The 5,831-nt window shown below is 63.9% G+C and carries 6 protein-coding genes and 1 pseudogene; 5 read left to right on the forward strand and 2 right to left on the reverse strand.

From position 1 onward, the window contains the following. Positions 1-202: pseudogene (locus NH448_RS22930) on the forward strand (aldehyde dehydrogenase (NADP(+))); the annotation flags it as partial. A 302-nt stretch (positions 203-504) separates the two neighbouring features. Beyond that, entirely contained in the window at positions 505-840 is a 336-nt protein-coding gene (locus tag NH448_RS22935) for a type II toxin-antitoxin system HicB family antitoxin (protein ID WP_045991802.1), read from the forward strand. A gap of 66 nt (positions 841-906) precedes the next feature. On the opposite strand, the gene NH448_RS22940 is transcribed toward NH448_RS22935, so the two are convergent. Beyond that, positions 907-1,908, reverse strand: a complete 1,002-nt coding sequence (locus NH448_RS22940; protein WP_366078361.1) for an AEC family transporter — start codon at positions 1,906-1,908, stop codon at positions 907-909. Positions 1,909-2,381: 473 nt separating this feature from the next. On the opposite strand from NH448_RS22940, the gene NH448_RS22945 reads away from it, so the two are divergent. From NH448_RS22945 to NH448_RS22955, 3 genes are all read left to right on the forward strand, one after another. After that, a complete protein-coding gene (locus NH448_RS22945; RefSeq protein WP_045991800.1) occupies positions 2,382-3,188 on the forward strand; it encodes an alpha/beta hydrolase in 807 nt (268 codons plus the stop codon). Further along, on the forward strand, positions 3,185-4,057 hold the full coding sequence (locus tag NH448_RS22950; RefSeq protein WP_045991799.1) for an alpha/beta hydrolase: 873 nt from the start codon (positions 3,185-3,187) through the stop codon (positions 4,055-4,057). Before NH448_RS22945 ends, NH448_RS22950 begins: the two co-directional genes overlap by 4 nt. Positions 4,058-4,234: 177 nt before the next feature. Next, complete coding sequence (locus NH448_RS22955) at positions 4,235-5,263, forward strand: patatin-like phospholipase family protein (protein WP_045991798.1); 1,029 nt, start codon at positions 4,235-4,237, stop codon at positions 5,261-5,263. Between the two features lie 114 nt (positions 5,264-5,377). On the opposite strand, the gene NH448_RS22960 is transcribed toward NH448_RS22955, so the two are convergent. Then, on the reverse strand, positions 5,378-5,831 hold a 454-nt coding region (locus NH448_RS22960; RefSeq protein WP_253029539.1), incomplete at its 5' end, for a Smr/MutS family protein.

Here is a 5,831-nt window from a genome sequence, read left to right on the forward strand (position 1 = left end):
GGTGTGCCACGCCATGGTCCACGGTGGCCCCTATCCGGCCACCTCTGACTCGCGCACCACCTCGGTCGGCAGCGCCGCCATCCACCGCTTCCTGCGCCCGGTGTGCTATCAGAACCTGCCGGACGCCTTGCTGCCGCAGGCGCTCAAGGATGGCAACCCGCTGAACGTCAGCCGCCTGGTGGACGGCAAACGGGACAGGTGAAGGGACTGATGGACAGCGCCAGACGCGCTCGGTGGTGACACCGCTGACGTGAAAACAGCAAGGCCCGGTGAGTCGATCACCGGGCCTTGCTGGTATTGCATTGACGCTCGCACTTTTCAGGTTGCGCAGGAGCGTTCATTTGACTCGAGGTGGTACTAAGCTTTGGTACTGTCGGTGCGTGAAACGAAAACACGCAAGTTTTGAGAAGTGCGCGTGTTTCATCGTCCACACCCGACACCGGATACGGATAAGGGGGCCGTCGCAAGCCTTCGTAAATGGCTGGAAGCAAACGGATTGATGCCATGAACAATGTCATGATGATCAATGGTTATCGCGCCATTATTCAGTATGACCCCGAATTCGAGATGTTTCGCGGAGAATTCACGGGACTCAATGGGGGCGCCGATTTCTATGCCGATAGTGTCTGTGCCTTGCGCAAGGAAGGGGAGATATCGCTGCGTGTCTTCTTGGATACTTGCCGCGAGATGGGGATCGATCCTGTCAGGGCGTACTCTGGAAAGTTCCAGGTCCGCGCTCCCGAATCGATGCACAAGCAGGCGGTTGATGCAGCCAAGGCCCGCGGCATCAGCCTGAATCAGTTGTTGACGACTGCGCTAGAGAACGAGCTATCGACGTGACGTCGATGAATTGAGGTCAAAACGTACCGAGATTGCTGGACTCATGGGGTGTGCTGGACCCTTTTCTTACACCAGGTCGGCAGCCGTCAACACCATGATCCCCACACTGATGGAGACCAGGCTAAGCAAGGTGCTGAGCATGATGATGCTGGCGGCGAGGCGTTGATTGGCGCCGGCCCCCCTGGCCATGACGTAGGCTACGGCGGCGGTGGGGCTACCGAGAAACAGGAACAGCATGCCGAGTTCGGCGCCCCGAAAGCCCACCGCCAGTGCCAGTGCAACACCGATGGCCGGCATGACGGCAACCTTCCACAGGCTGGCCGACAGCGCCAGGGTTCCGCTCTCACGGGCGGCCTGCAGGCTCAGGCTGCCACCGATGCAGATCAGCGCCAGCGGTAGCGACAGCGAGGCCAGGTAGTCGCCGGATGTCATCAGCCAGGGCGGCAAGTCGAGGTGAAGGTAGGTCAGCGGCAGGGCGGCGACGATACCGATGATCAATGGGTTGGTGGCGACGTCCTTGAGGATCGCCAGGGGACGTGAGCTGACCACCGGACTGTAGACCGACAGTACAATGGCCGACATTACCAGGTTGACGATGATGATGCCGCCGGCCATGACACTGCCGAGCGACAGACCAAAGTCGCAGTACATGTTGGCCGACAGGGCCAGTCCGACGATACCGCAGTTGCCGCGAAAGGCACCTTGCACAAAGACGCCGCGATCCACTCGCGGGCAGCGCCACAGGGCCCAGCCCCAGATGACAAGAAAGATGGCCACCGAGACGACCAGATAGAAACCGACCAGTCCGAGCTTCAGGTCCTGGCCGGGATCGGCGCGCAGCAGGCTCAGGAACAACAGCGTTGGCATGGTCAGGCGAAACACCAGGCTCGAGGCGGTGTCGACGAAGGCTTGATCGATCCAGCCCAGACGCTTCAGAACGGCGCCGATGAAGACCATGGCGAAAACGGGCAGGCTGACGCCGAGGGTGCTGGCAAGGATGCTGATATCGATGGGGGAGACCCTCCTGCTCGGATAGCACGCTAAAGGACTTAATATACTATGTATGATTTATAGTTGGGAAGCCTTTGGGTGGACGGCGTCGGGTGAGGTTCCTGGTATGACCGGGAGCGCGGGACTTGGATGGTGGCTGGATTCAGGAATCTGAGGGCCAATCACGGTGCGGTTCGACCAGGGAGAGGGCCGGTCGAAGAAGAGGTGGTGAAGAGGACGTGAAGATGAGGTGAAGAGAACGACTGAAGAGGGCGCACGTCGGGGCTTCTGGTGCGCCCTTGTCAAGAGAGTTCAGCGCGCCAGCCAGAGTCCGATGACCACCGCCACGGCCACGGTGGTGAAGAACAGACGGTTGCGCAGGCGGGTATCGCGGGCGGGTTTACGGGACACGCGTTGCTCCTTGGTAGCGGGGAGTCAGGGGGAATGCCGGGGAATCTAGGCTTTGGTTCACTTGGCGGCCTAGGGTAATGCCGTTAGCCTGCCAAGGCTACAGCGGCGGGTCGCCGCCTCTCATCGGATGAGACAGAATCATGCCAGATACCCCAACCTTGCTGTTCGCCCATGCCAATGGCTTTCCCGGCGGCAGTTACAGAAGCCTGCTGGCACCACTCGCAGAGCGCTTCGACGTCCAGCCGCTCGATCGCCTGGGCCACCATCCCGATTTTCCCGTGGGCCACAACTGGTTGGCATTGCGTGATGAATACCTCGAGAGCACCCGCCACCTGGCCGGACCCTTTATCGGTGTCGGCCACTCCATGGGCGGGGTGATCACCGCCATGGCGGCGCGCCAGGAGCCGGAGCGGTTCCAGGCCGTGGTGATGCTCGACCCGCCGCTGATGCTGGGCATCGACGCCTTGGCCATGCGCGTCAGCAAGTGGCTCGGCATGGTGGATCGAGTGACGCCGGCAGGCAAGAGCAAGGGGCGCCGTACCCGTTGGGAAAGCCGTGATGCGATGCGCGCTCAACTCCGGCGCAAGGGTCTGTTTCGCAGCTTCACCGAGGAGGCGCTGGACGACTACATCGATGCCGGCACCACGACCCTGGAGGACGGCGCGGTGGTGTTGAGCTATGACCCGGATATCGAGGTCGAGATCTTCCGTCATCTGCCCCACCATCTGGATCGTCTGCCCACGGAGGTACGAGTACCTCTGGGTGTGCTGGCAGGGGAGACGTCTGACTTGCTGACCGAGGCACGTTGCCGACGTCTCAGCCGGCGCGGTATCGCCCTGGACAGGGTGCCCGGCAGTCATATGTTTCCGATGGAGCAGCCCGAGGCAACGCGACGCGCCTTGCTTGCCATGATCGACCGTCTGCTGGGCGAAGGGGCAACGCAATGAAGCCAGCGGGAGAAGCGCTTCGCCTGGCACAGGGGCGCCTGGCCGCACTGGCCTGGGGACGCACGGAGGCGCCGGTGTGGCTGGCGCTGCACGGCTGGCTCGACAACGCCGCAAGCTTTGCGCGTTTAGCGCCGGTGCTGGCCGAACGGCTCGATATACGCCTGGTGGCCATCGACATGGCCGGCCATGGACACTCCGAGCGGCTGCCCGGTGACTACGACTACGCCATCTGGGACTACTGCCACGACCTGCTCGATGCACTGGATGATCTCGGACTGGATAGTGCCCCGGTGCTGGCTCACTCCCTCGGCGCCGGGGTGGCCTGCCTGGTCGCCGCGGCCTGGCCCGAACGCATCGAGCGCCTGGTGCTGATCGACGGTCTGGGGGCCTTGACCACCCCACCTGAAGATACCGCTGGCCAGTTGGGGCGTTCGTTGCGGGCCCAGCGTCGCCGTCGCTCGCGGATTCCTCATTATGCCGATCTGGATACCGCGGTGGCGGCGCGGGTCGCCGGTGGCGCCACCCCGGTGGATGCCGAGACGGTGCGCGACATCGTGGCCAGGAACCTGACCCCCTGCGACGAGGGCGGCCTGCGGCTGCGCACCGACCCGCGCCTGCTGCGCCCCTCCCCCGTGCGGCTGACCGATGACCAGGTCGCGAATCTGCTCGAGGCTATTGCCTGCGAGGTACTGCTGGTCGAAGGGCGTGACGGTATTCTCGGGGAACGGCCACGAGGGGTGGCTTCGCGAGCACGCGTTCGCCGCCTGACCCGTCGCGTGCTGGAGGGCGGACACCATCTTCATGCCTCGCCGCAGCACGCCCCCGCGGTGGCCGACGCCATCGTCGAGGCGTTGTCCGCAACACCTTGATCGACAAGACGATCTTGGCAGCCAGTCGGTGGATGAGTCTTGGCCGCTGCGCCGTGACAGGCCGCGTAAGCTTTTCCACGGTGGGTTAGTCTAAGCTTATAGACAGGCCTGCGAGTGCGAGGCATGCGCTGTTCAAGCGCTGCCCGCGCGGCCAATCCGCAGCAGGAGGGCATTGCCATGACCGTCTATCGCCACGATTGTCCCCCGGGATCGAGCGGCAAGCGCATTGCGCTGACATTGGGTAGTGGTGGTGCCCGAGGCTATGCCCACATCGGTGTGCTGCAGGAACTGGTCGCCCGCGACTATGAAGTGGTGGCGATCTCGGGGTGCTCCATGGGCGCCCTGGTCGGGGGCATCTTTGCTGCGGGGAAGCTCGAGCCCTACCGTCAGTGGGTCGAGGAGCTGGGCTCCTTCGGCGTACTTCGCCTGCTCGACATGTCGTTCACCTCCATGGGTGCCATGCAGGGCAGGAAGGTGATGAGCAAGATCGAGTCGTTTATCGGTGACGTCGCCATCGAGGACCTGCCCATTCCCTTCACCGCGGTGGCGACCGACCTGATGCGCCAGCGAGAAGTGTGGTTTCAGCGGGGGTCCCTGCTCAAGGCTATCCGTGCCTCCATCGCCATACCCGGGGTCTTCACGCCGGTCGAGGATGGGCCTCGGCTACTGGTCGATGGCGGTCTGCTCAATCCGCTGCCGATCATCTCCAACGTGTCGGTCCACGCGGACCTGGTGATGGCGGTCAACGTCACCGCCAACAGCCCCAACCTTGTCTCTCTCGAGGAGTTGCTGCCGGTGGAGTGCCCGAGCTGCGATGAGGCCCGGGGCGGTAAAGGTACCAACGGAGAGCGCCGCAGGGGCGATCGACGCGGTGCGCTGATGGCGCGGCGTTTTCAGGAAAGCGCCGAATCGGAGGCCGAAGCCGACCGTGCCGAGCGCGGTAATGCCGCGCTGGGGCGCAAGGACTGGGGGCGGCTGGCCACCATCCTGACCTCCTTCGACATCACCCAGGCGGCGTTGGCGCGCTACAAGGAGGCGGGCTATCCGCCGGACATCCTGGTGGAGATACCCAAGACCGTCTGCGGTTCCTTCGAATTCCACCGTGCCAGGGATCTGATCCGTCTGGGGCGTCACCTGACCTGCCAGGCGCTGGATCGCATCGAGACCTGCGGTATCGTCGAGCAGACCGAAAAGCCAGCAGGCTGACCCAGGGCATCGGCCGCGACTTCCAGGCCCATATCGACTGCGCCGCCTCAGCAGCATCTGGGTCGCACCGATGCACCTTCTGACAGGGGGGCAGGGTGTCTGTCTGACCGGGGCTCAGGGCGTTTGTCCGCGCCGTCTCAGCAGCACGTAAACCGCACCGGTGCCGCCTTCGGCGTCGGTGGCCGAACAGAAGGCCAGCACGCTCGGCCATTCTCTCAACCACGCATTGACGTGACTCTTGATCACCGGATAGTCGGCGGTGGCGCCCCAGGCCTTGCCGTGGACCACGATCACGCAGCGATGGCCACTGGCCACCGAGTCACGCAGAAAGCTCTCGAGTTCCGAGCGAGCCTCCTCGAGGCTGTAGCCGTGCAAGTCCAGACCGCCTTCCCAGCCGATCATCCCGCGCTTCAACTGGCTACGGGTGCGATAGGGCAGGTCGGGAAGGGCAAAGTCCAGATACTCCGATGGGCGTACCGGCTCGACTCGGCCATCCGAGGTGCGCCCGGTGGCCACGTCATCACCCGCGCTGACGGCGGCAGCGCGGCGCGCGGCGGCGGCCTGATCT

The sequence above is a fragment of the Halomonas sp. OfavH-34-E genome (assembly GCF_024124525.1).
Lineage (GTDB): Bacteria > Pseudomonadota > Gammaproteobacteria > Pseudomonadales > Halomonadaceae > Halomonas > Halomonas litopenaei.

Bases quoted from the DNA above. Each gene is read 5' to 3' on its own strand.
- NH448_RS22955 (WP_045991798.1), top strand. From the start codon at position 4,235: ATGACCGTCTATCGCCACGATTGTCCCCCGGGATCGAGCGGCAAGCGC.
- NH448_RS22945 (WP_045991800.1), top strand. From the start codon at position 2,382: ATGCCAGATACCCCAACCTTGCTGTTCGCCCATGCCAATGGCTTTCCC.
- NH448_RS22935 (WP_045991802.1), top strand. From the start codon at position 505: ATGAACAATGTCATGATGATCAATGGTTATCGCGCCATTATTCAGTAT.
- NH448_RS22950 (WP_045991799.1), top strand. From the start codon at position 3,185: ATGAAGCCAGCGGGAGAAGCGCTTCGCCTGGCACAGGGGCGCCTGGCC.